Source organism: Hoeflea ulvae, from assembly GCF_026619435.1.
GTDB lineage: Bacteria > Pseudomonadota > Alphaproteobacteria > Rhizobiales > Rhizobiaceae > Hoeflea > Hoeflea ulvae.
In genome coordinates this window covers 81,226-97,010 of sequence record NZ_JAOVZQ010000002.1, presented here as the reverse complement: position 1 = coordinate 97,010, position 15,785 = coordinate 81,226, and the positions used below count along the sequence as shown (strand labels likewise).

Genomic DNA, 15,785 nt, shown 5'->3' with positions numbered 1-15,785 from the left:
CGATGCGGCGCGCAAGCCCGATTTCATCCTCCTTCAGGACGCCCGCGCAACCCTGGCTTCACCCCTGCATGCGCACCCCTTTTCGTCAAAGGTTACGCCTATTCTCATCGAATCCCTGGAGACCCCAACATGACTGAAGCAAAAATCATCAAGCTCAAATCCGGATCGATAGTTGAGGAAAAGGAGAGCTATTCACGCCTTGTCTGCGTCGATGACTGGATCTTTGTCTCGAATACGGCGGGTCGGAACTACAAGACGCGGGAAATGTCCGACGATGCGGTGGAGCAGGCCAAGCAGTGCTTCGCCAATATCGAAGGAGCGCTGAAAGCTGTCGGGTCCGATCTCACGGACATCATCATCTCGAAGATCTTCATCCCGAATCCTGCAGATGTGCCCGCGGTGATGGACTATGTCGGCGAAAGGTTCAACGGTATCGACCCGCAACGCACCATCACCTGCTCCCCGCTCGGAATGCCCGAATTCAAGGTCGAGATGGAAATGACCGCTTACCGGGGCGCGGGAAGCGGACCGGTGGAGCACAGATCGGTTTCCCTGGGACGCTGATGGCTTCAGACCCCGGACCTGCCTGCGCACAGCCAGATCACCGGTCGGTGGAGATGGCGGCCTTTGAACCTCGCCATCTCCGATCCTGTCGAGAGGTCATGACCGGTCGCCGGTTGGCGGCGCGTTTGCGGCAGGGCCGGCCGCACCGGTAACGCGCCAGATGACATCCCCGACATCGTCGGCGACCAGAAGCGAGTTGTCGGGGCCGAGGGTCACGCCGACAGGACGGCCATAGGAGACCTTTTCATCGGGAGCGAGGAAACCGGTGAGGATGTCGCGCGGCGGACCGGAAGGACGGCCGTTCTCGAAGGGCACGAAGATGACCTTGTAGCCCGCTAGCGTCGAGCGGTTCCAGGAGCCGTGCTGGCCGATAACCATGCCCTCGGGGAAGCCGGGCAGGGTGCCGGCGGGAAGCCAGCAGAGGCCGAGCGAGGCCGTGTGGCCGCCAAGCGCATAGTCGGGACGGATGGCGGTCGCCACCAGCGCCGGGTCCTGCTCGACGCGGTCATCAACCGTCTGGCCCCAATAGCAGAACGGCCAGCCGTAAAAGCCGCCGTCCTTGACCGAGGTCAGGTAATCGGGCGGGGTCTCGTCGCCCAGGCCATCGCGCTCGTTGACCACGGTCCATAGCGATCCGGTCGACGGCTCCCAGGCCATGCCGACCGGATTGCGCAAGCCGCCGGCGAAAATGCGGCTGTCGCCGGTGGCAATATCGAGCTCGTAGATCGCGGCGCGGCCTTCCTCGGCCTCGAGGCCATTGTCACCGATGTTGGAGAGCGAGCCGACCCCGCAATAGAGTTTCGAGCCGTCGGGGCTTGGCAGCAGGCTGCGGGTCCAATGGCCGGCCGGCTTGAAATCGACGAGCTTCCTGCCCGGCGCATCAATGCGGATGGCGCCCTCCTCATAGGGATAGGACGAGATGCCGTCGGTGGCGCCGACATAAAAGGTGCCGTCGAGCATGGCCATGCCGAAGGGATGGTTGAGCTTGTCCATGAAGACGTGCTGTGTCTCGGCAACGCCGTCGCCATCGGTGTCGCGCAGCAGCGTGATGCGGTTGGGGCTGTTGCCGACGGCGGCGGCGCGTTTCATGGTCGAGTAGATGGCGTAATCGAAAGGTGTCCTGATCGGGCCGCCGGGAACGCCCAGCGCCTCGGCGGTGAGCACGTCGCCATTGGGCAGTACGTGGATCCAGCGCGGATGCTTGAGACCGGCGGCAAAGGCATTGACCTTGAGGCCTGGAGCCGCGGTGGGCGTGTGGCCGTCCTTCCAGCCGCGCGCCGTCGGCATCTTCAATGTCGGGATGCCCTGCGCCTTGGCTTCCGGAATGATCGGCGCGCCGCCGACGGCGGGGGCCTCGGCGCTGACGCCCCAGCGGCGCAACAGGATCATGACGCCGCCGATGATGGCGACGAGGCGGGCAAAAATGGCAGACATGGATCGGATCCCTTCAACTGGCGCGGGCCATCAGGGCACAAAGAGCCCTGTTCCGGCGTGATAGCTTGATTGTCATTCTGAAGCAAAGGCCGCCGGGGGAAAAGGATCGAAAAATGGCTCCCTTGCCGTATGTCAATCGTTCCGCAGTGCTGGATCCGACGCGTATATGGCGCCTCTGAGGCAACCATTACAGCACTGATCAAAAGACTGGCCCTACCGCCTGAAGCGGCCGGCCTTCAGTCGTTGCCGGACGTGTTCAGGACGAAATCAAACCTGGATTTCCACACCGTATCACCGCTGTCCCCGGCTCAAATCTCTAGAAAAATGCGCCATTCGTGATGCAGGTCACATCGCCCGTGATCTTTCCCTTTACGAAATATTGTGTTTCATGTAGCACCAAATACAAACAACGGGAGATCCGGCGATGAGACACAAGATTGAAAAGACCTGGGAGCAGCGGGACATGGAAAGTGTTTTCCATCCCTTCACTGACTTCGGAACACTCAATTCAAAGGGACCGGTTGTGCTTACCCATGGTGATGGCATCAGGGTGTTTGACGTGCACGGCAAAAGCTATATCGACGCAAATTCGGGCCTTTGGAACAATGTCGCCGGCTTCAACCATCAGGGCATCATCGACGCCTTGTGCCAGCAGGCCCGCAAATTTCCGGGCTATCACTCGTTTTTCGGGCGCGTGGCGGACACCACTGTTGCCCTGGCGGAAAAACTCGTGGAGCTGTCGCCATTCAGCGATGGCAAGGTCTATTTCACCAACTCCGGATCGGAAGCAAACGACTCTGTTGTTAAAATGCTATGGATGCTGCACCGCCGCAACGGTCAATCGCAGCGACGCAAGATCATAACGCGCCTGAACGCCTATCATGGCGTAACCGTTGCCACCGCTTCGATGACCGGCAAAGCCTATAACGCGGAGTTTGGGCTGCCATTGCCTGGATTCCTGCAGACAGATTGCCCGCATTATTGGCGATTCGGGCGTGATGGTGAGAGCGAACTGGAATTTTCACAGCGATTGGCGCGCAATCTGGAAGAGCTGATCATCAAGGAAGGCGCCGACACTATCGCGGGCATGTTTGCTGAGCCGGTGCAGGGAGCGGGCGGCGTCATTCCTCCGTCGGAGGGCTATTTCGAGGAAATTCGACCGATCCTTCGCAAATATAAAATTCCCCTGATCGCGGATGAAGTGATTTGTGGCTTTGGCCGCACTGGCACCATGTGGGGCAGCGTTAAATACAACATGGAACCCGACGCCATAGTGGCGTCAAAATGCATTACGGCAGGGTATTTCCCGATGGGAGCTGTCATTCTGGGCAAGGAGCTCAGCGAGGAACTGATCCGGGTATCGGAGGAAGCCGAGGAGTTTCCCCATGGCTTCACGGCTGGCGGCAATCCGTTGGGTTGCGCGGTCGCTCTCAAGTCGATTGAGGTGATCGAGAATGAGGGGTTGATGGAAAACGTGGTCAAGGTGAGCCCACATTTCATGCAGCGGTTGCGCAAACTTGGCGAGCATAAATACGCGGGAGAAGCGCGCGGCGTCGGCCTGATGGGCGCGGTCGAAATCGTTGCGGACAAGAAAACAAAGCAGGCCTTGCCCAGTGAGCTTCAGATTTCCGAGCGGATCGCAAACAAGGCGCTGGAGAAGGGGCTTATTTGCCGGCCTCTCGGCGCTGCGATCGTTCTCGGCCCTGCCTTCATCATCACCGAAAAAGAAATAGATGAAATCTTCGATATTCTCGAAGAGACGATGGTGGAAGTCTTTTCCGATGTCGGCCTCTGACGGGTTTCGATAGGCCGGGAGCGGCGATAAAGGGTTTCGTCAAGCAGATATAAATCTGCTTGCGTCATCTTGCCTTTCTTCGGTGACAGGCCAAAAAGTCCCGCATTTCAGCAGGTCTTGCGATCGTCCGCTCGCGATGTTTGGCGCCATGATGTATCCGTGGCGCGATGTCGTCTTGAACCGTCTTGACGGAACCATAACCGTTTCAGCCGCGGCCCCATGCGCACGGCGGCGATTTAGGTACATTTTCCGGCGCTGCGCAAAAGGCGCACAAGCTGACCTGTGTCGATCGCCTTGCAGATATGGCCCGGGGGCTTGAACGTCGGTGTATCCTGAGCCGCGACCAAGGCATTGATGATCGCTTCATCCGTCGCTTCGACCGCGGCGAGATAGACGCAGTCGAGATGGTCATCACTGACGTGTTCGAGAGTGTGGAATGGTGCCCCGCATCCCGGCAACTCTTGCGGATTGGCAGTACTGAAGGCCAGAAATATATCGCCAGAATTGTTGCCGCCCGGTGTCCCCGAGCGTCCGATCCCAATGGCTGCCCGCCGTGCGAGTCGCTCGAGCTGGTCCGGGCGCATGGGAAGGTCTGTCGCGACAATGACGATGATTGATCCGGACTCGCGGTCCATCAAGCGATTGTCCTGCATGACGGACCCGACCGGTTCGCCCAAAACCGTCAGCCAGTCGCGGATGCCGTGGTTGGCCTGCACCAAGACGCCTATGGTGAATGGGCTGCCGTCAATGTGAAGAACCCTGGAGGATGTCCCCGTTCCGCCTTTGAATTCGTAGCATATCATGCCGGTGCCACCGCCGGAGTTGCCCTCGGCCACCGGCTCCGTACCGGCAGATGAAATCGCCTCAAGCACATGGCCTTCGGTCACATATTGAGCGTTGATGTCATTTAAAACGCCATCATATGTTTCCGCGATTACGGGCATAGCCCAGATGTGATTTTGCCGGAACTCCTCGGCATAATGGGTGATCATCCATTTGACGGTCGCGTGATGGGCTATTCCGACACTGTGCGTATTCGTCAGGCAGATGGGCCCGAGAAACTGGCCGGCATCACGGATCCAGTGGCTTCCGGTCATTTCACCATTGCCATTGAGCGAGAACTGGCCAGCCAGCACTGGCTTGGGGGGTGGGTAAATCCTCTCGGCAAAATCGCCGTGACGCCGGTACGGATCTGCCCGCTGTCAGGCGATTGAGATCGGGAAAGCGACACCTGCCCCACCAGAATTCCCTCCACATCCAGGATTGTGTTTCGGTGACCCGGCGTGCCTCGAAACAGCATTCCCAACTCTCTTGCCCGTTTTTTCATCAGTTTCAGCCTCTTTTGTCGTGTCCTGGGAAGGATATACACTATTTCGGGCTTGAGTTTTTGTATTTTCAGATGCTACAAATACAGCGCCAACGAGAGAAGTCACAGCGTCCTTCGAGAGGTCTGAGTGGATAGTTTCCTAAGAATTTCGTCAGCCTCCAAATTCTACCGTATGCCGGGAGGAGGCGAGGTCAAAGCGCTTGATGGCGTCTCGATTGATATCAAGAACAATGAATTCCTCACGCTTCTCGGACCTTCGGGCTGTGGCAAGACGACATTGCTGAAATGTATCGCGGGGTTCGAAGACCTTGATGTGGGCGACATCGTGTTTGAGGGTGTAAGTCTGAGACAAGTCCCGGCCCACCGAAGACCCTTCAATACAGTCTTTCAGAACTATGCGCTTTTTCCGCACATGGATGTCTCGGACAATGTGGGCTACGGCCTTGATGTCGCCGGTACCGACAAAAAGGAACGCAACGCTCGGGTTAACGAGATGCTGGATCTCGTCGGGCTGTCCGGATTTGGCGGACGCGAACCCAGACAGCTCTCTGGCGGCCAGCAGCAACGGGTAGCCCTGGCGCGGTCGCTGGTGCTCAAGCCAAGGGTCTTGTTGCTTGACGAGCCGCTATCAGCCTTGGACCGCAAAATGCGCGAGACAATGCAGGTCGAGCTGAAGAACCTCCAGCACTCGGTGGGAATCACTTTTGTCTTCGTCACGCATGACCAGGATGAGGCACTGGCGATGTCGGACCGCATCGCGGTTGTCTCGCAGGGCAAAGTACAGCAACTCGCCGGCCCGAAAGAGATATACGACGCCCCGGCCAATGAATTCGTTGCCAACTTCGTTGGCCGAAGCAACATTTTTACCGGCAAGATCATCAAGGCCGATGGCGGCTATCTGACTCTGCGCACCGGCAACGGACGCGAGCTTCTGGCGAAGTCCGACCGCTTCACATCCGGTGACCATGTGAGCATGGTCTTGCGCCCCGAACATCTGACGCTGTCTCCATTGAGCGGCGCTGACGAAGACATCTTCGTGCCCGGCACGGTGACCAATTGTCTTTTCGTTGGTTCGGATATGCAGTTGCATGTTGATGTCGGACTGGGGCGTACCGCGCTGGTGCGCCATCGGCACAACAAAGGTGCGACAGGCGAGGATTTTCATACAGGCGCCGAGGTCAAACTGTACTACTCGCCTGAGGCCGCGCATTTGATCGAAAGCACGGGGGGCTGACATCTTGGACAGCGGAGCCCTCGCCAAACGTCGCCGCCGGACACTGTTTCTGCTTCTGGCTCCGTTCACGCTGTTGGTCGGCGTCTTTTTTCTGATCCCGTTGGCGATCATGGTGGTCTACAGCTTTCTGGAGCCAGGCCTTTATGGCGGGGTGGAATGGACTTGGTACCCTTACAATTACGGACGTATCCTCGGCTGGCCGCTCAATGCTTATGAAGAGTTCGAGCCGATCTATCTGATGATCTTTCTCGAATCCGTCCAGATTGCAGTCATGACGGTGATCGGAACTTTCCTGTTGTGCTATCCAGCAGCCTTCTGGGTGAGCAGGATGAAGGGGACCAGAAAGAACATGGCCCTGTTCATGATCACTCTGCCGTTCTTCGCCAATATGCTTGTCCGGATCTATGCCTGGCTGCTGCTTCTGCGACCGACCGGATTTTTCAATACAATTCTGCAATCTACCGGGCTGATCGTCGAACCGCTGGATCTGCTGTTCTCCAATTTTTCCGTGATCATCGGCATGGTCTATATCCTGACGCCGTTCATGTTTTTGCCAATTTACGCGAATGTGGAAAAGCTCGACTATTCGCTGCTGCGCGCCTCGCAGGATCTTGGCGCCAATTCGCTTCAAACCTTCCGCCGCGTGGTGCTGCCGCTGACCGCACCCGGGATCATTGGCGGGTCGGTTATCGTTTTCATCCCGGCGCTTGGCAATTTTATCGTTCCCTCCTTTCTCGGAGGGTCGAAGGTGCAGATGACCGGCAACCTGATCGAACGGTCATTCCTGCAATCGCGTGACTGGCCGTTTGGCGCAGCCTTGGCGCTGCTGATCATGGCGGCGGTGGTAATTGTTGTGATGTTCCAGATCAGCCGTCAAAACCGGGCTGAAGCACGAGGAGTCGCATAGTGCTGGACAAGATCCTTGCCCTTTCCATCTGGACCAAACTCTTCAAAGGCTACGGGTTTTTCTTCCTTGCCTTCCTGTACATGCCGCTGGCCCTGATATTCGTCTATTCGTTCAATGCCAATTCCATCAATATGGCGGTCTGGACCGAGTTCACATTCGACTGGTATCTGACCATCTTCGGCGGCGCCAATTCACAATCTGCGTTCGACGCGGCCTTCACTGAATCACCCGAGCGTATTTTCAATGTCGTCAAGACCAGCGCCCTGGTGGCTCTGACGGCGAGCACCATATCGACCGCTATCGGCACGGCGACGGCCATTGCCCTTCAACGTTTCAATTTCGTTGGCAAGAAATTCTACCAGGCGATGCTGATCCTGCCGATGATCGTCCCCGACATCGTTCTTGGCATTGCGCTGTTGATCTTTTTCGTCGGTGCGGGATTTGAACTCAGCCTGGCGACTGTGATCATCGGGCACACGACCTTCCTGTCGAGCTATGTCTTCGTCGTGGTCAGTTCGCGGCTGGCGGGAATGGATACAAGTCTGGAGCAAGCCTCGGCGGACCTTGGCGCCGGTCCGATCACCACATTCCGCCGGATCACCTTGCCGCAGATCATGCCTGGTGTCGTTGGCGGATTCCTGCTGGCCTTCATCATCTCGCTCGACGATGTGGTGATCACCTATTTCATCGCCGGTGTTGGCTCCCAAACCTTGCCGCTGTTCATCCTTGCCATGATGCGCCGGGGTCTGAGACCCCAGATCAACGCGCTGGCCGTGTTGCTGCTCACGTTCTCATTCCTGGTCGCTGCGTTGGGCCTTTATCTGCGCAGCCGAAAATCCTGACACGAAGCCATCCAACAAAGGAGAAGAAAGCCATGAACATAAAAACGGTAGCGAAACTTGCGAGTATCGCGCTCACCGGTGCCATGGGGCTGTCCACCGCCGCATCCGCCGAGGGGAATCTGAGGCTTTACAACTGGGGTGACTATATCAACCCCACGGTCATCGAGAAGTTCAGCGAGGAATTCGGGGTCGAGGTGACGCTGGATACCTATTCAACTAACGAAGAGTTGCTGGCCCGACTGCAGGCGGGTGCCACGGGTTACGATCTGGTCTGGCCGTCGGTCCACATGCATGACGTCATGCAAAAAATCGGATTGCTGCAGAAGACGGACGTGAACAAGATGCCGGGATTCGAAAACATCGACCCCGGCTCCATCAGATCAAAAGAAGATCCAAATGCAGAATATTGCCTGCCATATGCATGGGGCGCTGTTGGCATTTTCTACAACAAAGAGATGATTCCCGAACTGACATCCTGGCAGCAGTTCTTCGACTACGCGGCCGCCAATCCCGGGAAAGTCACCATGCTGGACGATCTGCGCGAAACGCTCGGTGTTGGCCTGATCATGACCGGCTCTTCCGTCAACTCGACAAATCCGGACGAGATTGCCGCAGCTGAAGAGTATATTCTGAAACAGAAACCGAATATCGGCGCGTTCCGCTATGATGTCATCCCGCTGGTTACCGCCGGTGACGTTGCAGCATCGCATTACTATGTCGGCGCGGTTCTCAACGTCAACCAAAATCCAGATTTGCTCGGCTTTGTGATTCCCGAAGAGGGGGCCACGATGTATCAGGAAGATATTTGCATGCTCGAGTCTGCGCCCAACCGTGACAATGCGTTGAAATTCCTTGAGTTCCTCATGCGGCCCGACATCTCCGCAATGAATACAGAACGCCTGACAAACGGATCGGTCAACACCGCTGCAATCAAATTGCTGCCTCCGGAACTCAAGGACAATCCTTCAGTGAACCCTCCGGCGGATGTCCGCGCGAAGCTTGAAATCTTTGACGACTTGGGTAAGGACCTGCGTCTTTACACACGCGCATGGGATCATGTGAAAACCAACTGAACGCTTACATTCCTTTGGGGCGCCGCGTCTGGCGCCCCATTTCCTATTTTGTTGAGGCTAGCTATGGCGCGGTATCAGCTGACAGAAGAAGACCTTCCGTTTGCACGGGAATTCATGGCCGCCCCGATCGGCTATCACAGTCCCGGCTTGCAACGCGTCCTGAACCGCATGCGGGGCCCGCACGGATCGTTCAAATATGTTCTGGTGGTGAAGGAACGTTATGGACTTTGGCAGCTGGGTCGTTTGCCGGCACGCCGCGGCGCCAAGATCGAGCTGGTTGCGGGCATCACATATACCGATCTGATTGACGCCGAGCGCGACATCTTCAAGCGCCGATGGAGAGACCTGACCGGTCAGAATTTGGACCCCTATCTTTCGCAATCAACCTGACAGGACACAACCCATGCTGCCAATAGTTGGCTACACTGACAAGCTGTCGATCGCGCCGGGGGAAACGCTTGATGTGATGGTGTCCTCCTTCGGCGCGAGAGAGTATACCGCGGACCTGCGGCGGATCATTCAGGGGGACACAAATCCCGAGGGGCCGGGGTACAAGGATGACCTGATTGACCTGGATCTGGGTGGAACCCGCAAAGCCAAGGCGCAACCATTCCGGCCGGGCTCCTGCGTCATCGTGCCCGGCCAAGACGTGATCGGCAGCCTTTCAAGCTTCACCCTTGCCGCTGTCGTCAAGCCGACACTGATAACCGGCCGCGACCGTGTGATAATTTCACTACCCGGTGTGGCGAGTCTGCGAATTGATGCGGAAGGTCACTTGAGCGGAACCTGCGGCATGGCAAGCCTTCGCAGCACAGCGTGCATGTCAGTGGCCTGTTGGCAAATCGTTTCCCTGTCCTATGAAGTGCAGAGCGGTACCGCAAGCCTGAGTCTGATTGTTGACAACGAATCCGCCACCAGGCTGGCGGCACCTAACACGCAAACCATCTCAGCGATCGTCGATGGTCGTGCCGATGAGTGCATAATTGCGGCTACACGCACCCGTGAAGGTCCGTTTTGCGATTTCTACGATGGCAAGATAGATCGGCCGGCACTGTTCAATTCAGTTGTAGCGCCTGAGACATTGCGCACCTTGCTGGCAGATTTCTCGACGCTGCGCCGCCAGAGTGATCTGGTCGCGGCCTGGAACTTTTCGGAGAAAATGACGACGCAGACGATTTGCGACATCTCGCCTTATCGATTGCACGGAAGGATACACAACGCCCCCAAACGCGCGATGACCGGGTGGTTGTGGAGGGGGCAGGAGCTTGACTGGAAGAAAAGGCCCGAGCTTTACTCGGCGATTCATTTTCACGCGACCGATGTCTACGACGCGGCCTGGGACGTAGAGTTTGCACTGTCCCTCCCCGTCGATCTCGAAAGCGGCATCTACGCGGTCCGGCTGGTGCCCGACGGCGTTGAAGAGGACGCGTATTATTGTGTCTTCGTTGTTCGCCCGCCGCGCAGCAAGCCAACAGGCAACACCATTGCATTCCTCTTCCCGACCTGCAGCTACATGGCCTATGCTAACCACCGGCTCGGTATGGACGTGCCGGGCACGGAGATAGGAATGGGGCGTGCCGTCGAGCTCGACCGTCACCACCTCTTCCTGCAGGACAATCCCGGAATTGGTTTTTCTGTCTATGAGATGCATGACGATGACAGCGGAGTGTTCCATAGCTCTCGCCTGCGCCCGATTGTGGACATGCAGCCCAAGGTCAAATCCTTTCTGGGCGGGCTGGGCTCCAACATCTGGCAGTTCAACGCCGACACCCACATAACAGGATGGCTCGATCACATCGGGCAGGATTTTGATGTCATCACCGACGAAGACATTCACGAAGAAGGCCTGCGGCTGCTGTCGCGCTACAATGTGGTGATCACCGGCAGTCATCCCGAGTACTACACGCGCAACATGATTGAAGCGGTGCAGAGCTTCACCGAGCGGGGCGGCCGGTTGATGTATCTTGGCGGCAACGGCTTTTACTGGGTGGTGAGCTTCAACGAGGACATGCCCGGTATTATGGAATGCCGCCGCTCGGAAGCAGGCATTCGCCCCTGGGAGCCTGGCCACGGTCAGTTCTATCATGCCTTCACCGGCGAATATGGCGGGCTGTGGCGACGCAACGGGCATCCGCCAAACCGTCTTTGCGGAGTGGGGATGACAAGCCAGGGCTTCGACATATCCGAACCCTATGTGGTCAATCCCGAAGCAAAGACCAGTCGCACAGCCTTCATCTTCGATGGCATTGACCGGTCTGTTATCGGAGATTTCGGACTGGCGGGCGGCGGTGCGGCCGGACTAGAGCTGGATCGTGCGGATATTGCCCAGGGCACCCCGGAGCATGCGGTGGTGCTGGCATCGTCGGTGCGGCATACCGACATCTATCTCATGACACCCGAAGACTTGCTGGATCCGACGCCGGACTGGACCGGAACGCAGGCAGAAATCATCCGTGCAGATCTGACGTTCTTCGAGACCACGGGTGGAGGGGCGGTTTTCTCGACCGGATCGATTGCCTGGGCAGGGTCGGTTGCCTGGAACGGATATGACAATGAAATCGCGCGTATGACGGAAAATGTCCTTCGACGCTTCAATAATCCCAAGCTTTTTTCTATGCCTGCCCTATAATGCGCCGGATTGTTGACAAAAGCAGCTCCGCTCAGACGATGTGCATTTCATGAATACTCCAGCAAGCGACCTTCAACTTCAACTTGCCGAAAAAATTGCTAGGGCCATTAGTGAAGGGTCCATCCAAAGAGGTGAGCACCTGCGAGAAGCTGCGTTGTCGGAAATGTTCCGCGTCTCACGCTCGCCGGTCCGGGCTGCTTTGGGCCTTTTGCTGGACGCCGATTTGGTAGACAGCCAAGCCAATCGCGGTTTCTTCGTCACTGCGGACAAGGCAGCCTGTGAAAATTTCCTCAAAACCCTGCCAAAAACCGATGACGAGAAAATCAAAGAGACGATTGCTCGAGATTGGTTCGAGGGCACTCTTCCCAAGGATATGAGCGAAGGCGATATTCGAAAGAGATACGGTCTCGGGCGGCTGTCCACCCAGCGGATATTGAACAGCTTGTCCGATGACGGCGTCGTTTCGAGAATGCCGGGATATGGCTGGCAGTTCGAGCCCACGCTCAACTCTTCTCAGGCCCATGATGAAAGCTATGATTTTCGCCTGGTGGTTGAGCCACAATGTCTCCTTGTCTCAACATTCCGGTTTGACCGCGCCGGAGGATCGGCGCTGCGCGAGCGGCACACCAGAGTCATTCACTCCAGCGAAGTCGCCAGGAGTGCCGCTGATCTGTTTGCGCTGGACGAGGATTTCCATAATTTTATCGCGAAATGCTCTGGCAACCGCTTCCTGGTCCAATCTGTTTTACAGCAGAACCGGCTTCGGCGACTGCTCGAATACAGCTCCCTCTTGAACACCGGAAGGTTGCAGGGGTCCTGCCTCGAACATCTGGAGATCCTTGATGAACTGGAGCGGGAGGACCTGCAGGGAGCAGCCCATGCCATGACGGTCCACCTTCAGAGAGCCAAGGATGCCGGTCCCGATTTTTAACTGCATATGCCTTCTACACTCAACCCGAAAGGGCAGATCCGATTGCCGCGACATCCTTGCCCAGTGCTGTCGCTTGGCATTCAATTGTAAAAACAATGGCTTCCCGCTTGCCGAGCGCGCCTATCGCGACCGCGAATGGGGTGAGGCGCTAACGGGACGGGCACCGTCGAGCTGCGCATTCCGAAGCTCCGTACTCCGAAGCTCCGTACTGGCAGCTATTTCCCGAGTTTCCTGAGCCGCGCCGGATTGCGAAGTCGGCCATAACAACCAGAAAGTCCGCCAAGAATCACGAGCCGTGGGGGGCGAGGCGTCGAGGATGATGCCAAAGAGGCTGCGGGCGGCCGGGGAAAGGCTTTCTGGCGAGCGGCAGACGAGTGCGAATGAGCGTTGAAGCCGTTCACCTGCAACATTGATCTCGGTGAGGTGCTGGCCTGTGACATCGTCCTTGAGGTTTCTGGTCGATAAAAGGCTCAGCAGTTGCGTGCCGCCGATGAGCGAAGGCAGGTAGAGGATCGAGGTGGCCTTCACCTGCGCCATGGGAGCGGGGCAGCCGTGCCGATGGAACAGGTCCTTCAGCCACGGTAGAATGGCCGATTCCGTGGGCAGCACCCAGTTGTAATCGGCGAGATCGGCCACCTGAACTTCGCGGGAGGCCAGCGGATGCGCCCAGCTGGCGACAATCGCCACCTCATCTTTGAGCACCGGGCTGACATGGAACCCGTCGATCGGTTCCGAAACATGGGTAAGCACCAGATCCAACCGATATTCGCGCAGCGCCTTGAGCAGCGGGCCGCTCACATTGGTTTCCAGATCGATGGTCACGCGCGGGCTTTCGGAAAGCAGCTGCCGCATGATGTTGGGCAGATAGTACTTCGCCAATGTCGGAGCGCAGCCGAAACGGATGTGACCCGCCTCTCCGCGGGCATAGCCGCGGGCCTCGCGTTCGGTGTCGTTCATCATTCTCTCGACTACCCGGCTTCGGTCAAGCAGGACGTAGCCGAGCTCGGTCAGGACGATGCCACGCCCCTCGCGCATGAACAGCTTGCCGCCAAGGGACTCTTCAAGCCGTTGCATCGCCTTTGACAAGGCAGGCTGGGTGAGAAGCAGCCTTTCGGCCGCCTGGCCCATGTGGCCGAGCTCGGCAATAGTGCGAAAATAGACAAGATCCCTGAAATCCATTCATATCTCCAGGTTATCAGTAAATGAATTTTTTCAAATTGTAATTATCAGCGGGCTTTTGCAAGATCAATTCCAACATCAAAGCCGGCTTTTGGAGAGGCCGGGCTAAAAATTGGAGGAGATAAGATGAGCGTCGGCTTCCGCGTATTCAGCAAGCGCAAGCTTCCATCCCCCGAGGTCGTCAAGGCCCTGGGCGAATTGCCATCGGCGAATGTGGCCGACGTCATGACCCGGTTGAACTCGCTGCCGGCCAGCACGCGCCTGCAGGGACCGAGGCTGGCCGCTCCGGTGGCAGGCGTGGCGCTCACCGTTCAGGTGAGCGCGGGTGACAATCTCGTCATCCACAAGGCGCTCAACATGGCGCAGGAGGGCGATGTGATCATCGTCTCAAATGGCGGCGCTCAGACCCAGGCGCTTATGGGTGAAGTCATGTTCGGTTATGCCAAGTTCAAGAAAGTGGCGGCTATCGTCTTCGATGGTCCGATCCGCGACCTCGACTCCCTCGATTATCTTGGCTTGCCGGTCTATGCCACCGGCACTCGTCCGGGCGGACCAATGAAACAGGGGCCGGGGCAGATCAATGTGCCGATTGCTTTTGAAGGCTGTGTCGCCTGTCCGGGTGATGTGGTGCTGGTCGACAATGACGGTGTGGTCATCATTCCGCGCGCCGATGCCGACGCGGTACTGAGCGCCGCCCGAATCCTGTCGGAAAAGGATCAGGCCAAGGTGGCGGCCGCCATTGACGGCACCCTCGACCGGAACTGGGTTGATGCCGCGTTGGAAAAGGCCGGCTGCGAAATCATCGAGGCTGCCTATGAATGACGTCCAGCCCATCCCGGACGAACGGAGGACGGTGTTTCTGCGTGCGCCCATCCATCACGATGCCGTGGCCCTTCTGAAGGCTGACCCGCGACTCGATGTGGTTACGTGGGACGAGGCGCGGATCGAAAACTGGCGTGAGGAAGCCGATGCGGTGATCTTGCGCGGAACGAACCTGTCAGGTGATGACATCCGCTCGGCCAAGAGGCTCAAGGTAATTGGTCGGCACGGTGCGGGGGTCGATTCCGTGGACATCCAAGCTGCCCGCGAACGCGGCATCGTGGTGCTGAACACACCATTTGAAAACTCGCAATCGGTGGCTGAACTGTCCGTCACGCTGATGTTGTCGGCGGCGCGCCGGATTGTCCATGCCAACCACCTGGTGCGCAACAACGAATGGGGCGAGGGGCGCAAGGGAAAGGGCTGTCGCGAGCTGTACCGCAACCGCGTCGGCTTTGTCGGTTATGGCCGCATTGCCAGGATGACGGCGGATATCCTGCGCAAGGGCTTCGAGATGGAGGTCATGGCGTACGACCCGAAGCTTCCCGCCGAAATCTGGCAGGAAAGGGATGATGTCAGCTGTGTCGAGAAGCTCGAAGAGCTCTTCGCGGCCTGCGATTTCGTGAGCATAAACCTGCCACGAACGCCCGAAACCACAGGGCTGATCTCGGAAGCGGTTCTGGCGAGGGCCAAGCCGGGCCTGATCCTTGTGAACACGTCCCGTGGCGGGATCGTCAATGAGACGGCCCTGGCCTCAGCCCTTGAAAGCGGGCGCCTGGGCGCCGCGGGCATGGATGTTTTCGAACAGGAACCTCCATCGCCGATACATCCGCTGCTGTCCCTACCCAATTTCATCGCGACCCCCCACTACGGCGGAGCGACCCAGGAAAGCCTGCGCCGCGTCGCATGTTCCATCGCGCGGGAGACAGCATCGGCGTTGTTCGGAGCGACAACAGAGAGCTACCGGGTTGCATGAAAGTCCGAAGCTCTTCAGGAGGGAGTCTGCGATATTCGTGGAAGACAATGACGGCATGGTGCCGCTTACAAAGGG

General features: G+C 57.8%; 14 protein-coding genes and 1 pseudogene. 11 read left to right on the top strand and 4 right to left on the bottom strand.

The genetic code is table 11. The features are described from left to right. Positions 1–129 precede the first annotated feature (129 nt). The gene (locus OEG82_RS24005) at positions 130–564 is read left to right on the top strand and encodes a RidA family protein (protein ID WP_267615136.1); all 435 of its coding nucleotides are present in this window, start codon (positions 130–132) and stop codon (positions 562–564) included. A gap of 96 nt (positions 565–660) precedes the next feature. Here OEG82_RS24005 and OEG82_RS24000 read toward each other — a convergent pair whose 3' ends face one another. After that, on the bottom strand, positions 661–1,998 hold the full coding sequence (locus OEG82_RS24000; protein ID WP_267615135.1) for a PQQ-dependent sugar dehydrogenase: 1,338 nt from the start codon (positions 1,996–1,998) through the stop codon (positions 661–663). Positions 1,999–2,422: 424 nt separating this feature from the next. Here OEG82_RS24000 and OEG82_RS23995 point away from each other — a divergent pair, with 424 nt between their 5' ends. Beyond that, a complete protein-coding gene (locus OEG82_RS23995; protein ID WP_267615134.1) occupies positions 2,423–3,793 on the top strand; it encodes an aminotransferase family protein in 1,371 nt (456 codons plus the stop codon). A gap of 236 nt (positions 3,794–4,029) precedes the next feature. On the opposite strand, the gene OEG82_RS23990 is transcribed toward OEG82_RS23995, so the two are convergent. Together OEG82_RS23990 and OEG82_RS23985 are read right to left on the bottom strand one after the other, a co-directional pair. After that, positions 4,030–4,890, bottom strand: coding sequence for a P1 family peptidase (locus OEG82_RS23990; RefSeq protein ID WP_267615133.1), 861 nt, complete (start codon positions 4,888–4,890; stop codon positions 4,030–4,032). Further along, entirely contained in the window at positions 4,887–5,093 is a 207-nt protein-coding gene (locus OEG82_RS23985) for a P1 family peptidase (RefSeq protein ID WP_267615174.1), read from the bottom strand. The genes OEG82_RS23990 and OEG82_RS23985 overlap by 4 nt, the downstream gene beginning before the upstream one ends. Before the next feature lie 154 nt (positions 5,094–5,247). Between OEG82_RS23985 and OEG82_RS23980 the strand changes: the two genes are divergently transcribed. The 7 genes from OEG82_RS23980 to OEG82_RS23950 all read left to right on the top strand — a co-directional run bounded on the left by OEG82_RS23980 (position 5,248) and on the right by OEG82_RS23950 (position 12,736). Next, positions 5,248–6,354 (top strand): ABC transporter ATP-binding protein, encoded by a 1,107-nt coding sequence (locus OEG82_RS23980; RefSeq protein ID WP_267615132.1) that lies wholly within the window; start codon positions 5,248–5,250, stop codon positions 6,352–6,354. 4 nt (positions 6,355–6,358) lie between these two features. After that, positions 6,359–7,261, top strand: a complete 903-nt coding sequence (locus OEG82_RS23975; protein ID WP_267615131.1) for an ABC transporter permease — start codon at positions 6,359–6,361, stop codon at positions 7,259–7,261. Then, positions 7,261–8,103, top strand: coding sequence for an ABC transporter permease (locus OEG82_RS23970; RefSeq protein WP_267615130.1), 843 nt, complete (start codon positions 7,261–7,263; stop codon positions 8,101–8,103). Before OEG82_RS23975 ends, OEG82_RS23970 begins: the two co-directional genes overlap by 1 nt. 32 nt (positions 8,104–8,135) lie before the next feature. Further along, positions 8,136–9,176 carry an ABC transporter substrate-binding protein gene (locus OEG82_RS23965; RefSeq protein ID WP_267615129.1) on the top strand — a complete coding sequence of 347 codons (1,041 nt, stop codon included), beginning with the start codon at positions 8,136–8,138 and terminating at the stop codon, positions 9,174–9,176. Between the two features lie 63 nt (positions 9,177–9,239). Further along, the gene (locus tag OEG82_RS23960; protein WP_267615128.1) at positions 9,240–9,566 is read left to right on the top strand and encodes a N,N-dimethylformamidase alpha subunit family protein; all 327 of its coding nucleotides are present in this window, start codon (positions 9,240–9,242) and stop codon (positions 9,564–9,566) included. Between the two features lie 13 nt (positions 9,567–9,579). Then, complete coding sequence (locus OEG82_RS23955) at positions 9,580–11,805, top strand: N,N-dimethylformamidase beta subunit family domain-containing protein (protein WP_267615127.1); 2,226 nt, start codon at positions 9,580–9,582, stop codon at positions 11,803–11,805. 49 nt (positions 11,806–11,854) lie between these two features. Continuing rightward, complete coding sequence (locus tag OEG82_RS23950; protein ID WP_267615126.1) at positions 11,855–12,736, top strand: GntR family transcriptional regulator; 882 nt, start codon at positions 11,855–11,857, stop codon at positions 12,734–12,736. Between the two features lie 318 nt (positions 12,737–13,054). Here the strand turns inward: OEG82_RS23950 and OEG82_RS23945 are convergent. Then, positions 13,055–13,915 (bottom strand): annotated as a pseudogene (locus OEG82_RS23945) (LysR family transcriptional regulator); the annotation flags it as partial. 126 nt (positions 13,916–14,041) lie between these two features. Between OEG82_RS23945 and OEG82_RS23940 the strand changes: the two are divergent. Both OEG82_RS23940 and OEG82_RS23935 read left to right on the top strand, forming a co-directional pair. Then, a complete protein-coding gene (locus OEG82_RS23940; protein ID WP_267615124.1) occupies positions 14,042–14,737 on the top strand; it encodes an RraA family protein in 696 nt (231 codons plus the stop codon). Continuing rightward, positions 14,730–15,710, top strand: a complete 981-nt coding sequence (locus OEG82_RS23935) for a hydroxyacid dehydrogenase (RefSeq protein WP_267615123.1) — start codon at positions 14,730–14,732, stop codon at positions 15,708–15,710. Before OEG82_RS23940 ends, OEG82_RS23935 begins: the two co-directional genes overlap by 8 nt. The last annotated feature ends 75 nt before the right edge of the window (positions 15,711–15,785 follow it).

Bases quoted from the DNA above. Each gene is read 5' to 3' on its own strand.
- OEG82_RS23965 (WP_267615129.1), top strand. From the start codon at position 8,136: ATGAACATAAAAACGGTAGCGAAACTTGCGAGTATCGCGCTCACCGGT.
- OEG82_RS23935 (WP_267615123.1), top strand. From the start codon at position 14,730: ATGAATGACGTCCAGCCCATCCCGGACGAACGGAGGACGGTGTTTCTG.
- OEG82_RS24005 (WP_267615136.1), top strand. From the start codon at position 130: ATGACTGAAGCAAAAATCATCAAGCTCAAATCCGGATCGATAGTTGAG.
- OEG82_RS23940 (WP_267615124.1), top strand. From the start codon at position 14,042: ATGAGCGTCGGCTTCCGCGTATTCAGCAAGCGCAAGCTTCCATCCCCC.
- OEG82_RS23950 (WP_267615126.1), top strand. From the start codon at position 11,855: ATGAATACTCCAGCAAGCGACCTTCAACTTCAACTTGCCGAAAAAATT.
- OEG82_RS23985 (WP_267615174.1), bottom strand. From the start codon at position 5,093: ATGCTGTTTCGAGGCACGCCGGGTCACCGAAACACAATCCTGGATGTG.
- OEG82_RS23995 (WP_267615134.1), top strand. From the start codon at position 2,423: ATGAGACACAAGATTGAAAAGACCTGGGAGCAGCGGGACATGGAAAGT.
- OEG82_RS24000 (WP_267615135.1), bottom strand. From the start codon at position 1,998: ATGTCTGCCATTTTTGCCCGCCTCGTCGCCATCATCGGCGGCGTCATG.
- OEG82_RS23990 (WP_267615133.1), bottom strand. From the start codon at position 4,890: ATGACCGGAAGCCACTGGATCCGTGATGCCGGCCAGTTTCTCGGGCCC.
- OEG82_RS23960 (WP_267615128.1), top strand. From the start codon at position 9,240: ATGGCGCGGTATCAGCTGACAGAAGAAGACCTTCCGTTTGCACGGGAA.
- OEG82_RS23955 (WP_267615127.1), top strand. From the start codon at position 9,580: ATGCTGCCAATAGTTGGCTACACTGACAAGCTGTCGATCGCGCCGGGG.